Below are 18884 nucleotides of genomic sequence, written 5' to 3'. Positions count from 1 at the left end.
TGTGAATGAGCAGAAAATATAGCGCAATTTGCAAATGAGTTGCGCAACGAGTGAGAGCAGCTCCAGTCTAGTGTTCTAGCTTCTGATAAGTTGACATCCAACTGCATTGAAGGAACAGCAATTGGAAGTGAATTAAACCCTGCAACGCGCACAGGTTTCAACTTTATAAGCTTGTGCTACCTATTTGCAAATTGCGCAAAATCTTTTGCTCAGTCACATCACTGGTCTCTTTTCAACCTTACCAGAGCAGGGTACTGCTCACATTTACGGTGCCTCACGACCAATTGCGCGAAAGCAGCCGCTGGTCTTTAAGCCTAGAAAGCAGCGCCATCATCTTTGGTGAAGTGCTGGAGTTTAGACCGAGGCAAGACGACCTCGCTTTCACTCTACTCTTGCATCCTGAAGCCAGCGAAGCTAGAGCACAGGCGGATGGTGGCGTCCGGTATCGCTTGACGGTGCCGACTGAACGCTATCAGCATGAACTGGCAGCGTATGACCGGCGGCTAGAGCGGGCTGGGTTGCTACTTGAGCGCCTTAAAGTACTGGAGCAACTGCGGCAGGAGCGGTCGCACCCAACCGTCAAACAACCGGCTCGCTGCCAAGGTTGTCGCCACCGACACAGGCGCTCTTATAGCGGGACGCTCCTGGTCTATGGGATGCATCCCTATGGCAATGGTGAAGACTGTAGTGACTTTAAGGCGCAGTAGTGGCTAGAGCCTAACTGGCAATGTCGTTCCTCACGGCTCGCTGCTTTGAGAGAGCGGCAACTGACTCCGTACTGGAGTGGCTTGCTGGATGGGAATCTCAATGATGAACTTCGCCCCCTGTCCCGGTGTGGAGTGGCAAGACAAGCGCCCCCCATGCTTCTCTGTAATAATTTGATAGCTAATCGAGAGCCCCAAGCCCGTGCCCTTACCCACTGCCTTCGTGGTAAAAAACGGATTGAACAAACGGGTCCGCACCGTCTCGGCCATGCCAGGACCATTATCCGCGATGATGATTTGGACGGTGCCCTGACCGGTCACGGCGGTCTGCAGCCACAACGTGTTCGGCTTCGCTGCAAGCGCCTCAAAGGACTGCCCCTGATTCGCTTCCTCAAACGCATCGATCGCATTACTCAGAATGTTCATAAAGACTTGATTGAGCTGTCCGGCATAACACTCCACTAGCGGTAAGGGACCGTAGTCTTTCACCACCTGAATCTCGGGTCGTTCGGCCCGTGCCTTGAAGCGGTGCCGCAGAATCACCAACGTATTCTCAATGCCCTCATGGATGTCCACCGCCTTAAACTCCGCTTCATCCAACCGCGAGAAGTTGCGTAACGACAGCACAATTTCGCGAATGCGTTCTGTCCTCACCTTCATGGATTGCAACATCTTGACCAGATCCGTGAGCAAAAACGCTAAGTCAGCGTCCTCCACTGCTGCCTGCAAGTCCTGCGGTGGCTGCGGGTAAGTGCTCTGATAGCGTTGCAGCAGACCCACTAGCTCCTGTGTGTACGCCTCCACATGGTTCAAATTGCCATGAATGAAATTGACGGGGTTATTAATTTCATGAGCGACGCCAGCCACCATTTGCCCCAGTGCCGACATCTTCTCGCTCTGCACCATTTGGGTCTGCGTCTGGTGCAACGCTTCGAGCGTGGTTTGGAGTTGGCGACTGTTTTGGCTCAGTTCGGAAGTGCGTTGCTGCACACGGTGCTCTAACTCGGCGTTGCTTGACTCGAGGGCGGTGAACGAGCCGCGCAGTTGACCGGCCATGGCGTTGAACGACAGAGACAGACTGCTGAGTTCTTGAATCCCGTTGGCTTCAACCCGTTAGCCCTCTCTTGCGTCTGCGTCTGGCTAGACAACACCACCTTGGACCACACAAAGGTGCCTTCCCTCCAAGTAGCTGCGTCTCTCTAGTGGCGGATTGACAGCGCTTGCACCCTCACCGAAGCTGATAGGCATACCGACCTTTATAAATTGTGAGTGCCATGGCGTTTCATCAAGACTATGCCGGTATAGAGCAGCCAGCCATTGGTCAACTGATTCGAGCGCTGCGGCACACCTTGCAGCTCACCCAGGAGAAGTTTGCGGCGCAACTGGGCGTTAGCTTCCCCACCATCAATCGTTGGGAAAACGGGCACGCTACTCCTTCGCCGTTAGCCCTGAAACAAATTGAACTTTTGCTGCACCAGTTAGCGGCGTCACCCGCAATGACGTTACGAGCACCCAGCCAGGCGAACCGAGGCAAAGACGTTCTGGACAGAACGCTTAAAGCATGAGGGGAGAGGCACACCAGGGACGGTCCGAAGCCGCCGCAAAGTATCGCACCGTGTTGGAGTCGCTGGAGGAAGGGTTTTGCCTCTGCGAACTGCTGTTTGATCAGCACGGTGTACCCAATGATTATCGGTTCCTCGAAGTGAACGCAGCCTTTGAGCGGCTGACCGGCTTAGAGCAAGCAAGCGGTAAAACGATACGGGCATTGGTGCCCGAGCATGAAGCCTACTGGTTTGAGCTCTATGGCAGCGTCGTGCGCACCCGGGAACCGATATGCTTTGAGCAGCAGGCGATCACCATGAACCGTTGGTTTAAGGTCCACGCCTTTTGCATGGGTGAGCCACAAAGTCATCAGTTTGCCCTCTTGTTTACCAATATTACTGATCGCAAGCAAACCGAAGCCGCCTTAGAACAACGAGAAGCGGAACTTCGTTTAGTCACCGATGCCGTCCCCGCCTTAATTGCCTTTGTCGATGCAGACCAACGCTACCGCTTCAACAGTCGAGGTTACGAAGCATGGTTTGGGCAACCGCTAACGGAAGTCTATGGCAAGCCCGTCCGAGAAGTGTTAGGTGAAGCTGTCTACGAAGCGATTCGTCCGTATATCGAGCAAGTCCTGGCCGGCCAGCCAGTCACTTTTGAGCACCAGGTGCCTCACAAAGAGGGCGGCACTCGCTACGTCAGTACCACCTATGTGCCGCGCTTCGATGCTCAGGGAGCCGTTGAGGGGTTTGTTTCACTGGTCAACGATATCAGTGATCGCAAGCGGACAGAACAAGCTTTACAGGCAAGCGAAGCCCAGAGCCGCAGTATTTTAGAGAGCATTACCGATGGCTTCTTCGCACTTGACCAAGCTTGGCGCTTTACCTATGTGAATCCGCAGGCAGAACGCATCCTTAATCGGATTCCAGGCGATCTGCTCGGCACGGTGTTCTGGGAAGCCTATCCGGGCACTGTCGGCACGGAATTCGAGCGAGCCTATCGCCGCACCGCCAGCGAGCGGGTTGCTGCTTCGTTTGTCTCGTTCTACCCTGACCACAACCGTTGGTATGAAGTTTACCTCTATCCTGCCGCAGACGGCATCACTGTTTACTTCAGAGACGTCACCGAGAAAATGCAAGCGGAAAGTGTCCTGCGGGCAAGCGAGGAGAAGACGCGCAACATTCTGGAAAGCATTGCTGAGGCATTCTTTGCCCTTGATGAAACCTGGCGGTTTACTTACATAAATCAATCTGGCGCAGCGTTGCTTGATCGCCGCGACCTGATTGGCAAAGATTTTTGGGAAGAATATCCCGGTGTAGCAGGCAACGAATTTGAAACTGTCTACCGAAAGGCGATGGACGATCGTGTGCCGGGAGCACTGACGGCGTTTTATCCCGACCATAATCGCTGGTACGATGTCCGCACTTACCCCGCCGCAAACGGTATCGCCGTTTATTTCAACAATGTCACCGAGCAGATTCAGACTGCCGCCGCCTTGCGCCAATCTGAGGCACGCTATCGGACGCTGTTTGAGTCGATCGATGAAGGCTTTTGTGAAGTTGAAGTTTTGCTGGATACTGACGATACGCCGCTCGACTACCGCTTTCTGGAAATCAACCCCAGCTTTGAGCAACAAGCCGGATTGCCACAAGCCGTTGGCAAAACAGCGCGTCAGCTTAATCTAGAAGCACACTGGATTGAAACGTACGGTCGAGTCGCGCTGACGGGTAAAGCGATCCGGTTTGAAAATGGCTCCGCCACCCTCGATCGCTGGTTTGATGTCTATGCCTACCGCACAGGAGAGCCGGAGGAGCGAAAAGTAGCGATCGTCTTCAAAGACATTAGCGAGCGCAAACGGGCAGAAGAAATTTTGCGGCAAGCGGCGGCATTCAATGCGTTTCGTGTCTCTCTAACTGACGCGCTGCGCCCAATGATTGACTCAGTAGCGATGCAGGCAATGGCAAGCCGTGTGCTAGGCGAATATCTCGGTGCGAACCGTGTAGCTTACTTCGAGGTGAACAACACTGACTACGTGGTTGAGCGCGATTACGTCAATGGAGCCGCAAGACTCACTGGACGCTACCCGATTGCTTCGTTTGGACCGAAGCTGCTTGCTGCCTTCCGCGCCGGTCACACCGTATCCGTGTCCGATGTGCCCGCCGATCCCAACCTCTCACCAGAGCAACGCTCAGCCTATGCTGCGCTCGAAATTGGCGCTCATATCAGCGTCCCGCTGGTTAAGGAGGGCAAGTTCGTCGCGGGGCTGGCGATTCACACAAGCGAGGCGCGCGTTTGGACACCGGATGAGATAATGCTGGCGGAAGAAGTCGCCGAGCGCACTTGGGCGGCAGTCGAACGCGCTCGTGCCGAAGCGGTGGTCGCAGCCGATTTGCAAGATATGCAGCGGCTGCGCGACCTAGGGGCACGGCTGATCAACGAAGATGATATTCAAACGCTGTACCAAGCGCTTTTGTCTACCGCGATCGCGCTGACACGGGCAGAGGCTGGCACGGTGCAAATTCTGGACGTAGCCACCCAAGAGCTGGTGCTGCTTGCCAACCAAGGCTTTGAGCCAAAGATAACCGAAACTTTCTACCGCGTGAAGGCGAGTTCACACACACCCTGTGGTTTAGCGCTGGGCAGCGGCGGTCGCACCTTCGTTGACTTCGATGGGCCCCAAAGCGAGGACCCCGACGGTTCGCTGCGCCTGCTGGTAGAGGCTGGCTACCGCTCTGGACAGTCCACCCCGCTGATCACCCGTGCCGGCAAAATCATCGGGATGGTTTCCACCCATTGGCACGCACACCACCGACCCAGTGAGCGCGAGTTGCGGTTTCTCGATCTGCTCGTGCGTCAAGCGGCCGATCTGATTGAGCAACGGCAGACAGCAGCCGAACGAGAAAAGCTGCTTGTCCTTGAACAAGCAGCCCGCGCCGAAGCCGATCGCGCCAATCGTCTTAAAGATGAATTCCTGGCGGTGCTGTCGCATGAATTACGCTCGCCCTTACACCCCATTTTGGGGTGGACGCGGTTATTACAAGATGGCAACCTCGATGCTGCCCGTCGAAGGAATGCTTTAGACACGATCGAGCGTAACGCGAAACTGCAAGCGCAACTGATCGAAGACCTGCTCGACATTTCCCGCATCATGCAGGGCAAGTTGACCTTAACAGCGACGCCGGTTAGTTTGGCCGTTGTGATTACGTCCGCCGCTGAAACCGTAAGTTTAGCGGCCGCCGCGAAAAAGATTCCCATCACGCTTGACCTGGACCCAGACGTGGCGCCGGTCTCTGGCGATGCAGAGCGGCTGCAACAGGTGGTCTGGAACCTACTCACCAATGCGGTCAAGTTCACAGACCCTGGCGGACAGGTGACGGTGCTGCTGCGGCAAGTAGCGGCCGCAGACGGCTTGGGTCAGGCAATGGTGCAAATGCGAGTCAGCGATACGGGCAAGGGCATCAGTCCGGACTTTCTGCCCCATGTGTTTGAGTCGTTTCGGCAGGAAGACGGCTCTACGACGCGCAAATTTGGTGGTCTAGGGTTGGGGCTAGCGATCGTGCGGCAAATTGTGGAGCTGCACGGTGGTACGGTCACAGCTGAAAGTCAAGGCGAGCAGCAAGGTACCACTTTTAGTGTGCAGCTACCGATCCTGCTACTGGACCTGCCGTTTGCCGCGGCACCAAAGCAGCTGCCAACCGCTGCCGCTACACCCTTAGACAACGTGCAAGTTTTGCTGGTTGAGGATGATGACGATACGCGTGAGTTTGAAGCGTTTCTGCTCAAGCAATACGGGGCAACCGTCACCGCCGTGGCTTCCGGTAGCGCAGCGTTGCAGGCGTTGGAGCAAGGTCTACCCGATGTCCTGGTCAGCGATATCGGCATGGCAGACATGGATGGTTACAGACTCATGCAGCAAATTCGCTCCCGTCCACTCGCTCAGGGCGGGAGCGTGCCCGCGATCGCCCTCACAGCTTATGCCGCCGCAAGCGACCAAGAACGTGCCCTGCAAGCTGGCTTTCAGCAGCACTTGACGAAACCACTAGAGCCGGAATGCTTGGTGAGTGCCATTGTGCACCTGCTCCAGCCCAACTAGGGTGTCGCTGCCGCCTGAAAGCCAGACGCAGGATCGCTTGAGCACACAGAAGCTAAACGTTCGCAAGGAGTGCGGCTCTACACCAAGGGCTTCAGCCCTAGGAACAAGTAGCTTGCCGCATGTCAGTGAGTTTTAAAGCGTTCTTCTAACCGGGCAACTGCTCAAGCAATGCCGCTAAACGCTGCTGTCGTTGCCGCTGCTCTAACCACTGCCGACAAACCTGGTGCGTCATTTGCGACTCTGCCTCAGTCAAAGCCCGACCGCTTCCTTGGGCTACCAGAAGCTTGGAGACGGCAACTGCTTGCGAGTACTTAATGTTGTGCTGCACAAGCTGTGAACAAAGGATACTTTCTTGTTCGTCAACCGGGAGAGAGAATTTTTTCATTTGAGTGCAGCAGAAGCTAGCGGTGCAGCGACTTACACAAGGCACATGCCCACTCGGTCAATATCATGATTGTCAACAAACGTCGGGAACGTCACATCTACCCAAATAAAGATTGCAAGCGTTCTCAGGGCAAAAAGGGGTCTGGCAACGGGGCGGGTCAAAGTGAGCCATGGGCTCAAAAGGCAGTCCTTTCGAGCCTTGCTACTAAGGCTCATTCTTTCGTGGTTAGTTGCTGCCACCCGCAACTAAGCAGACCGCCGACCCACTTGCACTGCTGCTCCGGGGGGCAACGAACCCAGGCGATCGGCTCCGGGAGCTTGCTCTGCTCAGGTTGGTCTCATTGAAGCGAAGCTGTCACCAGATGCAATCAGACCAAAGCCAGAGCTTGAAACAACGCAAATTCGTCAACTAGTAGAGGCTGATGTAGAAGATGACAAAAAATAGTACGGCATAACTACCCTCAATCTCTTACACTGTAATAGTTCCAGCCTCATTGCACTTCATGGCAGTTTCGCTTGATTGGCTTTGAGTTTAAGGCAATTGTGATTGCCGCTCTCAATAATCTCACAGACAGTTTTTTGCAAGACGCTATGCAAACGATAGTGTTGTAGATAAACGCTTCACTGTGAAATGGCTCCTAAGGCTCTTAATGTTGTTTTCTGAGCTGTTGTCAATCCTGTTGCGCCTTGAATATTCATGCCTTCGTAGAGTCGATCGCCTCTCACCGTTTTGATACAGCGTCCTGTTGCGACATCCCACAGTTTGATGGTGCGATCGAAGCTTCCACTCAATAGAATTTGACCGTCAGGACTAAAGACAACTGATGCGATCCAACTAGTGTGTTCATCTATCACATGAAGGCATTCTCCTGTCTTCAAATTCCAGAGGCGAACGGTTTGGTCATCACTGCCGCTGGCAATAGTTTGACCATCCGGACTAATCGCAATGGTAAATGCAATGCTGGTATGCCCCTGTAATATTCTTAGACAGGCTCCGCTTTGTACATCCCACAATCGAATCGTTTGGTCAAAGCTGCCACTCACCAGAATCGGCTTGGTTGGATGAAAGGCTAGCGTGTAAACCCCGCCCTTGTGTCCTTCTAGCACCCGCAGGTAATCCCCTGTCTGCACGTCCCATAGCCGAATGGTTTGGTCATAACTGCCACTTGCCAACGTTCGACCGTTGGAATCAAAGGCAATTGCCCGAATACTGCTCTGATGACCTCGTAGCACTTGTAAGCATTGGTGAGTTTGTACATCCCACAGACGCACTGTTCGGTCATAGCTACTGCTTGCTAGGGTTCGCCCAACGGGGTTAAAACGCACTGCTAACACAGGAGCATCGTGAGCAATCCAGCGATCGCCCTGTCCTGTTTGCACATCCCATAGAAAAACGGAGCCATCTTCCCCATTGGTGGCGATCGTTTGACCATCCGGGCTAAAGCTTAAATTTGAAATCTGGCTGTTTTCTCGGTAGATGATTTTCCAGGGAGGCAAGCTGAGTGGATCGAGATCCACCTGCCACTGCCATAAGTGAATTGTTCCGGTTTGGCTACTACTACTGGCAAGTAGGTGACTCATAGTAGCTGACTCGGTTCCCGCTGTGGCAGAACTATTCTGATGCTGAACTGCTGTAACTGTGACAGGACTAAAACTTAAGCAGTGTTCTCCATAGGTATAGCCGCTCAACGTTTTAAGGCTTTGCCCACTCGGCATCTGCCACGTTCGCACTGTCCGATCGTGGTTGGCGCTGATCAAGATCTGACCATCAACACTAATGGCGAGTGCTAGAACTGGTCCAGTCTGCTCACCCAGAATATTCGTACAGTATCCGTCTTGGACATTCCAAAGCCGAAGGGTGCCATCATCACTGCCGCTTACTAAAGTGTCACCCTCTAGACTAAATACAATGTTCCGAACCCAATTGGTATGCCCCCGCAGTAATAATTCAGAATTAAATGAATGAGTTTTAGAATCGAGCGGATGACTCCATAGTTGAATGCAGCCATCGAGGTCGCCACTTACCAACCGTTGACCATCCGGACTGTAGCGCACACAGCGAACACCGGAAGCATGCCCTTGCAGCACATTTAGGCATTTTCCAGTCTCAACATCCCAAAGCCGAATCGAGGTATCCTTACTGCCGCTGACCAAAGTTGGATGGTTAGGTGAGAAATGAACGGAATAAACGTTTTTGGTGTGTCCTTTTAAAACGTGCAGGCAGTCACCCTGTAAATTCCACACTCTTGCAGTTTGATCATCACTACCACTGGCTAACCATTGACGATTAGCGCTAAAGCTTAAAGACCAAATTCGACTTGTATGCCCTGTCGAAATCCACAAACACTGACCACTTTGCACATTCCATAACCGTACCATCGCATCATTACCGCCACTCGCCAGCGTCTTGCCATCGGGACTAAATGCAACCGCCCAAACCCCACCGCAATGCCCTTCAAACGTCGCAATGAGTTGATGGGATGCAATATTCCACAAATACACTAAACCGCTGATATCGCCCACGGCAAAAACTTGTCCATCTGGGCTAATATCAACCGATGTTGGCACCCCCAAGGTCTCTGAAAAAAGGGATGTTGCTAAATCAGAATTTTGAAAATTGACCCCTACTAAATTAATCTGCCGCAGGTCGGCTTGCCGCACTACGAGTTCAGAAAAATCGGAACCCTGCAAATCTACTTTGAGCTGCACCAGCAGGTTGATCAAATTCCCAGCCGCGTATCCTGCTCCATATTCTGACCGTTGTTGTGTGAGAAGTAGCCTTGCTCTATTTTCAACTTCGGACACATTTCGGTAAGCCGATAAAAGCCATGCCATCACAGGCTGCAAAATTAATCGCAGCTGCATTTCTCGAATATAGTCTTTCGCCTGTACTCGAAGCAATGAATGACTTTGCCATACATCAAGCTGTCGGGTTGTAAATTCTGTGCAGGCCTGTTGGATCAACCGTTCTGTGACATATTCCATCACAACGGGCTGCAAGAAAAATAATCCCTCTATTTTTTCGAGTAGCGAGCGCCGGAGCAGGGAATTGACTTATTGGGGAACGGTTTGCTGTGAGGCTGCGCCAATAACGTTTTCGCGAAGCTCTGAAATCGCCACCGGCTCGCGGTAAATGGCAAACCAGTAGAGAATTTTCTGTTCCTCGCTCGATAGGCGATTGAATTGGCGATCGAGGACATTGCGAATATCCTCAAACACAAACGTTCCCTGGTTGAGATAGCTGACTACCTCAGCAATACTTCCGTTAAACAAATCCTGCGTAGCAGATGCCACTAATTTCAACGCTAAAGGGTTGCCACCATAGTGGTTAATCAGGGTTTGCCACTCGGCTTCTGACCCTGTAAAGGCTCCCTTTTGCCGAAAAATGGCGCGTCCATCATCGGGCGTGAGTCCACTGAGAGAAAGCGATCGCACAACGCTCTGCTCGCCCTCCAACAAAGCGATTTCACGGGGTTTCTCACGACTAGTCAACAAGCAGCAGCTTTGGTGAGTCGTTTCTCCTAGCGTTCTTAAGAACTGCCCATAAGCTTCATAATCAGACTGCCACTGCCCGACCTGTTCACTGTGCAAAATCGTTTCAGCGTTATCCAAAATTAATAGACAGCGCTGCGATCGCAAATATTGCATCAACAAGACAAGCTTTTCATTGAGCGTAGCCGGGATCAGCGGAGCATCTCCCTGAAGCGGCATCAGAAATTTCAGTAGGCTGGTCAGGAGGTCATCCAAGGAGGGTGCGTTGGCAAGCGATCGCCATACCACAACCTCAAAGTCAGACTGCATCTGTAGTGCTGCTTTGACAGCGATCGTACTTTTGCCAATCCCACCGAGCCCCAGTAGCCCGACTACGCGACAGCGTTCAGCTACTACCCACTGCCACAGTTGCGCCAATTCGGTTTCACGACCATAAAACACTGAGGCATCAACTGCGTTATCCCAGTCCTGCTGCGGATCTTCTCGCTGCAACTCTAATGTTTTAGGGGCTGCGGCAGGGGGTGCATAATCAGCCGTTGTGAGTTCTAGCCCAAATGCCTGAAACAGGATCTCTAGCGACTGTCGATCGACACCCAGTGCGCGATTAAGGATTCGGGCTAGGGTATTGGGGGATAGTCCTGTGCGATCGTTGAGATCTTCCTGCGTGAACCGCTTACCCCAACTTTCCTTTGACTCTGCCTGCTGTTTTGCCGCTTGAAAGCGCTGCCATCCATGCGGTGATAGAATGACTCCTCTGACTCGTGCCGAGGCAACTCCACTGCGCTTGGCTTTCTTGGCATTAGCATTCATAAACAAGTTGCCGGCTTGAAGGGCAAGGCAGTCTCTTTTATAGGGGGCTGCATCCTTTTGTGCGCCTTGCAAACTACTGAATCAGTGCTTTTTTTCCTGAAGAATACCACGCTTCACCATAAGTTGCGGCTTTAACGCAAGGAACTTGCGTGGTCTCAATAGAAGGTCTGTTGAAGAATGAGAACAACGAAGCAACTGTTGAGTCAGCGCCTTCGTTCAGCTCGAACCCAGCCCCTACTAAACAGCGTTGCGATCGTACTGGCTAGCTTTTAGAAAAGGGCTCAAAGAAGTATTCAACCAGGAGACGAACACCAAGGAGCCCAAAACATGAACATGCCCACTTTTAGAAGCGGCACCCGTTTGTTTTTGCTCGTCGCACTCTTTTTAGGAACCACTCTAATCACTTCATTAGGAACTGTCATGAACACCACAAACGCACAAGACATCAAACCCACTATCGTTCTTGTTCACGGCGCATTCGCTGAGTCTTCTAGTTGGAATGGCGTATTGACCCAACTGCACGAAAAGGGTTACCCGACGGTTGCCGTAGCCAATCCTCTACGTGGCGTGAAAAGCGACGCGAACTATGTTGCCAGTGTCCTCAAGTGCATTAAGGGTCCTACGGTGTTAGTCGGACACTCCTACGGAGGCGCGGTGATCACTAACGCGGTCAATGACAACAACAACGTGAAGGCACTCGTCTATGTTGCGGCTTTCGCTCCTGATGCAGGGGAGACCGCCGTCGAACTCTCAGGACGTTATCCTGGCAGCACCCTTGGGCCAGCGCTTGCGGCACCTGTTGCAATACCTAATGGGGGTCAAGATCTTTATATCCAGCAAGACAAATTCCACGCCCAGTTTGCTGCAGATGTACCTGTCGCAGCGGCACAGCTAATGGCTAGCACTCAACGACCCATCACGGAAGCTGCTCTTAACGAAACCTCTGGTACCGCTGCCTGGAAGTCCACCCCGTCCTGGTTCATTTATGGCGATCGCGACTTAAATATTCCGGAGGCAGCCCTTTCTTTCATGGCAGAGCGTGCCAACTCGAAGGAAACGGTTGTCGTGAATGGCGCATCGCATGTAGTGATGGTTTCTCATCCAGATGCCGTCGTTAGAGTCATTGAGCATGCTGCAACCGCAGAGTAGAGAAGCTGAGTGTGGCACAAAAACTTCTGAATAACAGTAGGCAAAAAGTACTGTCCTTTCTAGAGAAGAAGTAGATATAGCAAGCAATGGGGGGAGTTTTAGGCTTCTCCCCCTAACCATTAACTTAGTTTTGCGATACACCCCAATGAGGTACCACAATGAATGTCTTAGTGATCGGAGCGGCGGGCAAGACGGGAAGACAGGTGGTGGACCGAGCCATTGCTGCTGGTCACACCGTAACGGCCTTCATGCGCGATAGTACTCACTACACCGCCCCGCCTAACGTTCGCGTTTTCACGGGGGATGCAACCGACCAAGCGGCGATGTCCCACGCGACAGCTGGTCAAGACGCCGTGATCGATACAGTCGGCAGCAAGACGCCGTGGCAGAAGACAGAGATCGAACAACGGGTTGCTCGCGCCATCGTCGCAGCCGCAAAGAAGCACGGCATACGCCGGATCATCGCGATCTCAGCTCTGGGTGTGGGAGACAGCACGGCGCAAGCAACGCTCCCGTTCCGGTTGCTGCTGTTGCCCACATTCCTACGTGGATCGACAGCGGATAAGACTGTCATGGAACAGGAGATCGCACAGGCAGGAGTCCCTTATGTGCTAATCCGCCCCGCTGTGTTGAACGACCAGCCTGCTGTCGGCTCTGTGCGTGTGCTCTCAGGGGTAGAGAAGGGCCGACAGGTAACCCGCGCCGATCTAGCCGTGTTCGTCGTAGAGCAGTTGACTACAGACACGCACGTGAATCAAGCCGTAACGATCGCCAACAGCTAACATGGCGTACTCGCGGCATAGCTGGACGCTTCAAGGTCTTATTCCTTTCGCAGCGCAACTTCATCATTCACGCCAGCGATACTCCACAGGCACCCAAGCATAGCCCTGCTTGTCTGCACGAAGATGACCGACTCCTGGAAAAGAGACATGAGCGGCTGCGACGAGACGACGGGATGCTTCTGCATCAGCAAATTGTTTTGCCCGTTGTCCTGCTGCGGCCTTCGAATCAATGTCGAAGTCGATCGTGATTTCGGGCTTCGGCAATTGAACCGAGGCAACGTGCATAATATCACCCCAAAACTCAATACTCTTGCCTTGGCTTTCCACCAAGAAGAAACTGTGTCCGGGTGTATGTCCTGGCGTGGGGCGTGCGGTAATCCCAGGTAGAATCACCGTCTCGCCCGAAAACGGTTTCAGCTTGCCCCTATCGAGATAGGGTTTGACTGTCTTAACTGCTTCGTTGAAATATCTTTGAAAGTCTGGCGATCGCTTTGCAATAGCAGGGTCAAGCCAAAAATCAAGATCGGGTTTGCCGACATAGACCGTAGCAGCAGGAAACATGGGTTGACCACCGACAACCAAACCACCGCTGTGATCGGTATGGATATGAGTAAGGAGAACCATATCGATCTCGTCGGCTGTATAACCTGCTGTCTGCAACGACCTTGGTAGCTTGCCGCCTAGTTCTCCAAACAATTCCCCTGAACCTGTGTCTACCAACACCTGCTTGTCTCCAGTGTCAATGAGAAAGACATTGATCGAAGCTTCAACAGGGTTTTTAAGGAAGCTTTGATGCAGGAGGCGATCGATTTCGGACTGGTTCGTATTGGTCAGGATGGGATGCAGATCCAATGGCACTGTGCCGTCGCTGAGGGCGGTAATTGTGAAATCGCCTAACTCGAATTGATAGACACCCGGAACTTGAGGTTTCGCCGTTTTCTCTGCGGTCATGCCCGGAAACATCATTGAGGTTGCAATCATCAACACTGCGGTGATAACAGCGATGGCAAGTCTAAAAAACATATTCGAGCGATTCCAGTGGTAATTGAAAATTGATGCAACACAAACTTAGTTGGTAAAACTTTACCCAATTGCACCACTCAATAGCCACTCATGAAACGACAAGTTAAAGCCATTTTCCACCAGAAAGACTGGAGCCTTACAGCCTGGTGATGAGGAAGACTACGCTTCACGCTAAGTTGCAGCTTTAACTCAAGGAACTTGCGTTGGCTAAATGGACGGTCTGTTGAAGAATGAGAACAACGAAGCAAAGGACAAGTCAGCGCCTTCGCCTTAAACCCAACCTATACCGATTCAGGAGAAATTCCATGACACAGTCAAGCAACACAGAACGACTGATCTTAGTCACCGGCGCTACCGGCAATCAAGGCAGCGCGATCGCCCGTCATCTGTTGCAACGCGGCAATTTCAAGGTTCGAGCTTTGGTGCGTGACTCCAACAAGCCTGCGGCTCAAGCCCTCCAACAAGCAGGCGCAGAACTCGCAGTTGGTGATCTCAACGATCGCGCTTCCCTCGATCGCGCTTTGCAAGGTGCCTACGGTGTTTTCTCGCTACAGATCTTTCAAGATGGAGTAGACACCGAAATCCGTCAGGGCAAAACGGTTGCAGACGCAGCGAAAGCGGCGGGCATCCAGCACTTCGTCTACAGTTCGGTAGGTAGTGCCGAACGCAACACGGGTATTCCGCATTTCGACAGCAAGTTTCAAGTCGAAGCATACATCCGAGCCAGCGAGTTGCCCTACACAATCCTGCGACCCGTTTTTTTCTTTTACAACTACAACATGATGCGCTCGATGGTTGAGGCTGGAACGCTCTTTCAGCCCTTGAGCCCTGAAACGAAGTTGCAGCAGCTTTCTGAAGAAGATTATGGGGAGATGGTCGCTGATGTCTTCGATCGCCCCGCAGAATTCATGAACGGCGAAATTGAACTTGCCAGTGTGGACATGACCATGTCGGAAATCGCGGCTGCGTTCAGCCGAGTTCTAGGAAAAACCGTCCAATACCAACAAATCCCGTTTGAAGCGTTTGAGCAGCAAATTGGAGAAGAATTGACGATCATGTATCGCTGGTTTGAGAGCACCGGCTACGCAGCAGATTTAGCACAGCTGAAACGTGATTTTTCTGCACCGACTGACTTTGAAGCTTATTTGCGCGATCACGGCTGGCAAAACCAGCCAGAAGCGCAGCCAATGTCGGGTCAATGATCCCTTGAAAGCACTCGAAGACTGAGAACAACGAAGTAACTGTCGAGCCAGCGCCTTCGTTCCTTTGAACCTAGCTGAAGACAGAGAATCATTCGAATGGACTGTCAATCGACGTGTTCGACGGACTTCGCGCTGGCTCTCTGGCTGATCGATCGCAGCTCTACAAAGATCTCGCTAGCGGACCCTTCTTCGGCTCCAACCGTCCGGGTGCCAAGGTTTCTCAGGGCATGATTGACTGGTTTTGGTTGCAGGGAATGCAGGCGGGACACAAGAGCGCCTTCGACAGTATCAAAGCCTTTTCTGAAACTGACTTTACGGAAGATCTCAAAAAGTTTGACGTGCCAACGCTGATTATTCATGGTGACGATGACCAGATTGTACCGATTGGTGCCGCTGCGATCACCGCCGCCAAACTGGTGAAGCATTCCACCCTGAAGATCTATCCAGATGCACCCCACGGTCTAACCGACACGCACAAAGAACAACTCAACAACGACCTTTTATCGTTCCTCAAGGACTAACACTGGACATTGCGGTGAGACATCTTTCTCAAAGGCATGAACCCCGGTGTAAGTACTGGCAATCATTCGCCGCAAGCATTGGGGACTGTATGCAAAAAGACTCGATTTTAGGAGTAGAACCCATGAAATTAAAGCCGATCAGTCAGCAAGTAGTTGCCATCGTTGGCGCTTCCAGTGGAATTGGCAGAGAGACAGCTCTGCGGTTTGCTAAAAGAGGGGCAAAGGTTGTGGTTGCTGCTCGTGGCGAATCTGGATTAGCAACGTTGGTAGATGAAATTAAACAGTTGGGTGGAGATGCGATCGCCGTCATTGCCGATGTCAGCGAATTTGAACAGGTGAAGGCGATTGCTGCTCAGACCATTGCCACTTATGGACGACTTGATACCTGGGTGCATGTCTCCGGAACCAGCGTTGTCGCCCCGTTTGACCAAATCACACCGGAAGAATTTAGAAGAGTCATTGCTGTCAACTTGAATGGGCAAGCCTATGGCGCGATGGTCGCTCTACCACACCTCAAAAAGGAGGGAGGTGGCGCACTCATTCACGTCTCCTCATTAGCGGCAAGAGTGCCGTTTCCCTTACAAAGTCCCTATGCAGCTTCCAAGCACGGCGTAGCAGGCTTTCTGGATTCCATGCGCATTGAGTTGCAGCACCAGAAACAGCCAATTAGCGTCACGAATGTGATGCCCGCCATCACGAATACTCCCATTTTCAACAAAATTCGGACAAAGATGGGAGTCGCGCCTGCTGGCTTACCGCCTTACAACAAACCCAGCACCGTTGCCGATGCCATTTTATATGCGGCTGAACACCCTACCCGTGACTTTGTGGTGGGTGACATGGGGCGAATTTTGGAGATGCTGCAACGCATTGCCCCGTCGATTGTCGATCGCTTGTTTCTTCAGGTTGGCTTTACCGCTCAACTAACAGGTGAGCCAAAAGCGGCAGATGCACCCGACAACCTATACGCCCCAATCTCTGGTTACGACACCGTCGAGGGCGACTTTGGCAATTTGAGCGTACCCAGCTTCACAGATTGGCTCGATAGAAACCCACCGATCAAATGGGGCGCGATCACAGTCGTTGCTGCCAGCGGATTGATTGCCATGCTGGGGGGCATTTCAGGCTAGAAACTGTGTTGTCATGGCGTCGCAACCAAGCATGCCATGACAATCAGTTCCACGCTGATTGACCCCTGTATCGTTGGCGACCTGCGGTTGCGATCGCCTAACACACTCGATACTCGATGCTAGATTTCAGTTTCCTCTTACTGTCAACTCGATGCCAACAATATTTGGGGATAACGACCATGAAAAGTTACGGTTCAGCGGGGCTTGAAGGCATACTTCAACAAAGCTACACAGTTAAGATCAACGAGTACATTGGCAGCGGTTGGAAAACATTCAAGAAAAATCCTGTTGGGTTTGCTGGCTTTACACTTTTGTTTTTCTTGGTTAATGTTGCGATTGCCAAAGTGAGTCAGTCTGTCACTCTAGAGGGATTCATCAGCCTCTTAATCTCTGCTCCTTTAAATGCAGGCTTTCTAATCGTGGCATTTAAACTTTTGAAAAAGCGAGCCACAACGTTTGGTGATTTCTTCAGAGGTTTCAATCACTACTTGCCGCTGTTCCTGGTCAGTCTCGTTTCTAGCCTGGTGATTGGTATTGGGTTATTACTGTTTCTCATTCCGGGTCTTTACCTAGCAGTCGCCTACATCTTTGCCCTACCCCTAGTACTCGAAAGGAAGATGAACTTCTGGGCTGGGATGGAGTTGAGCCGCAAGCTAATTTCCAAGCAGTGGTTCTCTTTCCTTGGCTTTGCTTTGGTGTTGGTACTACTCAACTTAGCGGGTGTTTTGTTGCTAGGTGTGGGTCTGCTAGTGACGATTCCGCTCAGTGCTTGTGCGATCGCTGCCGCCTATGCAGACATCGTGGGTTTACCAGCTAGCAGTGCTGATCTTTAGAAGCAGAGTTAGTACCTAAGTGCCTTTTCTGGACAAAGCTGCTTAAAGAAGGTGGATAGTTTTTGACCGATCGCCTTCTTCATCTACACCACTTAATGGCAGGTTTCAATGTTCTCTTACTGCCGACTCAATTGCTAACAATATTAGAACAAGCTATGAATGTTAACTCACGGACTGATGTTTTTGATGTCATCATCGTCGGTGGCGGCCCAGCCGGTTTAACTGCTGCTTTGATGCTCGGACGAGCCTGCAAACGAGTCTTAGTCTGTGATGCTGGAAAGCCACGCAATTAAGTTGCTCAAGCTGCCCATGGTTTCTTTTCTAGGGATGGCATTTCACCTGCAGAACTGCTGCAAATTGGACGCGAGCAACTGCGTCCTTATGATGGTGTTGAAATTCAGGTGGGTGAAGTGGTTGATGCTCAAAAATTGGGCGATCGCTTTCAAGTGACCCTGAGTGATGGCAACCAGTTTGTCGGTCGCAAACTGCTGTTAGCCACCGGAATGAAAGATTCACTTCCGACAATTGATGGATTTGCAGAACTCTGGGGTAGCAGCATTTTCCACTGTCCTTACTGCCATGGTTGGGAAGTGCGAGATCAACCTTTAGCCATTTATGGCAAAGGTGAGGTAGGACTTGAAATGACCTTCATGTTGACCAACTGGAGCCGCAATTTAGTGCTCTGTTCCGATGGTCCTGCCGGATTAACTCATGAGCAACGACAGCAGTTATCAGATTGGGGGGGGTCAGCTACGCGAAGAAAAAATTGCTCGACTCGAATATCAAGACGACAAGCTAACAGGTATTGTCTTTACAAACAATGAAGTGCTGCCCCGCCACGGTATCTTGCTGCGCCCTGCATCGTATCAGCACAGCCATCTAGCCACAAAGTTAGGGTGTAAGTTTGGCAGCAATGACGTCGTACAAGTGGATAAGAGTAAGCAAACCTCGATTCCTGGATTTTACGCGGTGGGCGATGTGTCTAGCCCCTATTCACAGATCGCCGTAGCAGTCGCAAGTGGGACGCTCGCTGCTGTAGCCATCAATCGCACTTTGACTGAAGAAAATCTGGTTCAGCTTCGGTAATCTAAAATGGTTAGACTGGGGGTAGTCCTGTAAGAGTAATGGTCAAGAGTGCAAACTTGCATTGTAGTGATGAATGAAGTACCAAATCGCGCCAATGTGATTCTCCAACTTCTTTGAGAACGAGAGCGTTTTA

The 18884-nt window shown here is 51.9% G+C and carries 14 protein-coding genes and 3 pseudogenes; 11 read left to right on the top strand and 6 right to left on the bottom strand.

Going from position 1 to position 18884, the window contains the following annotated elements; all coding sequences use genetic code 11:
• Positions 1–269 precede the first annotated feature (269 nt).
• A complete protein-coding gene (locus H6F76_RS04215) occupies positions 270–707 on the top strand; it encodes a hypothetical protein (protein WP_190506213.1) in 438 nt (145 codons plus the stop codon).
• Between the two features lie 30 nt (positions 708–737).
• On the opposite strand, the pseudogene H6F76_RS04210 reads toward H6F76_RS04215, so the two are convergent.
• A pseudogene (locus tag H6F76_RS04210) lies at positions 738–1814 on the bottom strand (ATP-binding protein); the annotation flags it as partial.
• Between the two features lie 164 nt (positions 1815–1978).
• Between H6F76_RS04210 and H6F76_RS04205 the strand changes: the two are divergent.
• Both H6F76_RS04205 and H6F76_RS30280 read left to right on the top strand, forming a co-directional pair.
• Positions 1979–2269 carry a helix-turn-helix transcriptional regulator gene (locus H6F76_RS04205; RefSeq protein WP_190506209.1) on the top strand — a complete coding sequence of 97 codons (291 nt, stop codon included), beginning with the start codon at positions 1979–1981 and terminating at the stop codon, positions 2267–2269.
• On the top strand, positions 2266–6339 hold the full coding sequence (locus H6F76_RS30280; protein ID WP_190506208.1) for a PAS domain-containing protein: 4074 nt from the start codon (positions 2266–2268) through the stop codon (positions 6337–6339). The genes H6F76_RS04205 and H6F76_RS30280 overlap by 4 nt, the downstream gene beginning before the upstream one ends.
• A 145-nt stretch (positions 6340–6484) precedes the next feature.
• Here the strand turns inward: H6F76_RS30280 and H6F76_RS04195 are convergent, their stop codons facing one another.
• From H6F76_RS04195 to H6F76_RS29545, 3 genes are all read right to left on the bottom strand, one after another.
• Entirely contained in the window at positions 6485–6724 is a 240-nt protein-coding gene (locus H6F76_RS04195; RefSeq protein WP_190506205.1) for a hypothetical protein, read from the bottom strand.
• Between the two features lie 620 nt (positions 6725–7344).
• Entirely contained in the window at positions 7345–9723 is a 2379-nt protein-coding gene (locus H6F76_RS29550) for a WD40 repeat domain-containing protein (RefSeq protein WP_199321906.1), read from the bottom strand.
• Between the two features lie 54 nt (positions 9724–9777).
• Positions 9778–11025, bottom strand: a complete 1248-nt coding sequence (locus tag H6F76_RS29545; RefSeq protein WP_199321905.1) for an NB-ARC domain-containing protein — start codon at positions 11023–11025, stop codon at positions 9778–9780.
• A 420-nt stretch (positions 11026–11445) separates the two neighbouring features.
• Here H6F76_RS29545 and H6F76_RS04185 point away from each other — a divergent pair, with 420 nt between their 5' ends.
• Together H6F76_RS04185 and H6F76_RS04180 are read left to right on the top strand one after the other, a co-directional pair.
• The gene (locus H6F76_RS04185) at positions 11446–12174 is read left to right on the top strand and encodes an alpha/beta hydrolase (protein ID WP_242036521.1); all 729 of its coding nucleotides are present in this window, start codon (positions 11446–11448) and stop codon (positions 12172–12174) included.
• Between the two features lie 158 nt (positions 12175–12332).
• Positions 12333–12956: an NAD(P)H-binding protein gene (locus H6F76_RS04180; RefSeq protein WP_242036520.1), complete on the top strand. Its 624-nt coding sequence runs from the start codon at positions 12333–12335 to the stop codon at positions 12954–12956.
• 63 nt (positions 12957–13019) lie between these two features.
• Here H6F76_RS04180 and H6F76_RS04175 read toward each other — a convergent pair whose 3' ends face one another.
• Entirely contained in the window at positions 13020–13979 is a 960-nt protein-coding gene (locus H6F76_RS04175; protein WP_190506199.1) for an MBL fold metallo-hydrolase, read from the bottom strand.
• A 305-nt stretch (positions 13980–14284) separates the two neighbouring features.
• Here H6F76_RS04175 and H6F76_RS04170 point away from each other — a divergent pair, with 305 nt between their 5' ends.
• The 6 genes and pseudogenes from H6F76_RS04170 to H6F76_RS04140 all read left to right on the top strand — a co-directional run bounded on the left by H6F76_RS04170 (position 14285) and on the right by H6F76_RS04140 (position 18751).
• Entirely contained in the window at positions 14285–15181 is an 897-nt protein-coding gene (locus tag H6F76_RS04170) for an NmrA/HSCARG family protein (protein WP_190506198.1), read from the top strand.
• A 74-nt stretch (positions 15182–15255) separates the two neighbouring features.
• Positions 15256–15702: pseudogene (locus tag H6F76_RS30275) on the top strand (alpha/beta hydrolase); the annotation flags it as partial.
• 122 nt (positions 15703–15824) lie between these two features.
• On the top strand, positions 15825–16832 hold the full coding sequence (locus tag H6F76_RS04160) for an SDR family oxidoreductase (protein WP_190506197.1): 1008 nt from the start codon (positions 15825–15827) through the stop codon (positions 16830–16832).
• A 179-nt stretch (positions 16833–17011) separates the two neighbouring features.
• Positions 17012–17665, top strand: a complete 654-nt coding sequence (locus H6F76_RS04155) for a glycerophosphoryl diester phosphodiesterase membrane domain-containing protein (RefSeq protein WP_190506196.1) — start codon at positions 17012–17014, stop codon at positions 17663–17665.
• 62 nt (positions 17666–17727) lie between these two features.
• Entirely contained in the window at positions 17728–17958 is a 231-nt protein-coding gene (locus H6F76_RS29965; protein WP_206754327.1) for an FAD-binding protein, read from the top strand.
• 418 nt (positions 17959–18376) lie between these two features.
• A complete protein-coding gene (locus tag H6F76_RS04140; RefSeq protein ID WP_242036519.1) occupies positions 18377–18751 on the top strand; it encodes an FAD-dependent oxidoreductase in 375 nt (124 codons plus the stop codon).
• 42 nt (positions 18752–18793) lie between these two features.
• Here H6F76_RS04140 and H6F76_RS04135 read toward each other — a convergent pair.
• Positions 18794–18884 (bottom strand): annotated as a pseudogene (locus H6F76_RS04135) (IS1 family transposase); the annotation flags it as partial.

The organism is Leptolyngbya sp. FACHB-321 (assembly GCF_014695975.1).
In the GTDB taxonomy this organism is placed as follows: domain Bacteria; phylum Cyanobacteriota; class Cyanobacteriia; order Leptolyngbyales; family Leptolyngbyaceae; genus Stenomitos.
The sequence above is the reverse complement of the archived record's forward strand: the minus strand, read 5'-3'. Positions and strand labels throughout refer to the sequence as shown.

Bases quoted from the DNA above. Each gene is read 5' to 3' on its own strand.
- H6F76_RS04155 (WP_190506196.1), top strand. From the start codon at position 17,012: ATGAAAAGTTACGGTTCAGCGGGGCTTGAAGGCATACTTCAACAAAGC.
- H6F76_RS04170 (WP_190506198.1), top strand. From the start codon at position 14,285: ATGACACAGTCAAGCAACACAGAACGACTGATCTTAGTCACCGGCGCT.
- H6F76_RS04180 (WP_242036520.1), top strand. From the start codon at position 12,333: ATGAATGTCTTAGTGATCGGAGCGGCGGGCAAGACGGGAAGACAGGTG.
- H6F76_RS04140 (WP_242036519.1), top strand. From the start codon at position 18,377: ATGAGCAACGACAGCAGTTATCAGATTGGGGGGGGTCAGCTACGCGAA.
- H6F76_RS30280 (WP_190506208.1), top strand. From the start codon at position 2,266: ATGAGGGGAGAGGCACACCAGGGACGGTCCGAAGCCGCCGCAAAGTAT.
- H6F76_RS29545 (WP_199321905.1), bottom strand. From the start codon at position 11,025: ATGAATGCTAATGCCAAGAAAGCCAAGCGCAGTGGAGTTGCCTCGGCA.
- H6F76_RS04160 (WP_190506197.1), top strand. From the start codon at position 15,825: ATGAAATTAAAGCCGATCAGTCAGCAAGTAGTTGCCATCGTTGGCGCT.
- H6F76_RS04205 (WP_190506209.1), top strand. From the start codon at position 1,979: ATGGCGTTTCATCAAGACTATGCCGGTATAGAGCAGCCAGCCATTGGT.
- H6F76_RS04185 (WP_242036521.1), top strand. From the start codon at position 11,446: ATGAACACCACAAACGCACAAGACATCAAACCCACTATCGTTCTTGTT.
- H6F76_RS04175 (WP_190506199.1), bottom strand. From the start codon at position 13,979: ATGTTTTTTAGACTTGCCATCGCTGTTATCACCGCAGTGTTGATGATT.
- H6F76_RS04195 (WP_190506205.1), bottom strand. From the start codon at position 6,724: ATGAAAAAATTCTCTCTCCCGGTTGACGAACAAGAAAGTATCCTTTGT.